The organism is Arthrobacter sp. JSM 101049, assembly GCF_041679245.1.
GTDB lineage: Bacteria > Actinomycetota > Actinomycetes > Actinomycetales > Micrococcaceae > Arthrobacter_H.
Map to the genome: position 1 here is coordinate 1 of NZ_JBGFFC010000019.1, position 1064 is coordinate 1064.

1 protein-coding gene is annotated in these 1064 nt (G+C 72.9%); it reads left to right on the forward strand.

Annotation, left to right across the window (positions count from 1 at the left end):
- The coding region (locus AB8M85_RS17470; RefSeq protein ID WP_372700109.1) for a DUF222 domain-containing protein at nt 1-1064 on the forward strand (1064 nt) is incomplete at both ends.

Sequence of the window (1064 nt, forward strand, 5' to 3'; positions counted from 1 at the left end):
TTGGCCGGGCTGCAGGCCCGGGCCGAGGTGGCGTTGGATGCGGTGGTGCGGGCCCGGCACGAGGCCGAGGGCGTGGAACGGTCCAAGGTCGGTGCCGGTGTCCATGCCCAGATCGCGTTGGCCCGTTCGGAGTCCCCGAACACCGGGCACCGGTTGCTGGGCATGGCCCGGGCCGTGGTCAACGAGATGCCCCACACCCACCGGGCGTTGTCCACGGGCCGGCTCTCGGAGTGGCGGGCGACGTTGCTGGTGCGCGAGACCGCCTGCCTGGCCCCGGAGGACCGGGCACGGGTCGATGAGCTGTTGCTGGCCGATCCTTCGGTGCTGGAGGGGGTGGGCACCGGGCAGTTGGTGGCCCGGGCGCGGAAGCTGGCCTATGCTGCTTCCCCGCAGGCGGTGGCCGACCGGGCCCGGCAGGCGGTGAAGGACCGGCGGGTCTCGCTGCGTCCTGCCCCGGACACGATGAGCATCCTGAGCGGGTTGCTGCCGGTGGCCGAGGGGGTCTCGGTGTTGAACGCGTTGAGGATCGAGGCGGACCGCCTGGTCGGGGTCGGGGATGGGCGCAGCCGGGGCCAGATCATGGCCGATACCCTCGTGGAGCGGGTGACCGGCCGCGAGGTGGCCGGGCAGGTGCGCCTGGAGGTCCAGGTCGTGATGACCGACAGGGCCCTGTTCGAAGGCGACGCCGAACCGGCGCACCTGCCCGGGTACGGGATCGTCCCGGCGCAGGTGGCCCGGGACCTGATCCGCCAGGCGGGCCAGCAGCGGCCCGGGGCCGGCGAAGCCGCCATCGGCGGCCAGGGCGCGGCGGCCGCCGGTGGCGCCAACGCCACTGCTGGGGACGGAGAAGCATTCGGGACGAAGTCCCTGGCGTGGATCAGGCGGTTGTATACGGCCCCGGGGACCGGTGAGCTGGTGGGCATGGATTCACGGGCCAGGCTCTTCCCGCCCGGGCTGGCGCGGTTCATCGCCACCCGGGACCAGACATGCGCGACACCGTACTGCGATGCCCCAATCCGCCACAATGACCATGTCCTGGCTTGGGCGAGCGGGGGCAGGACCAC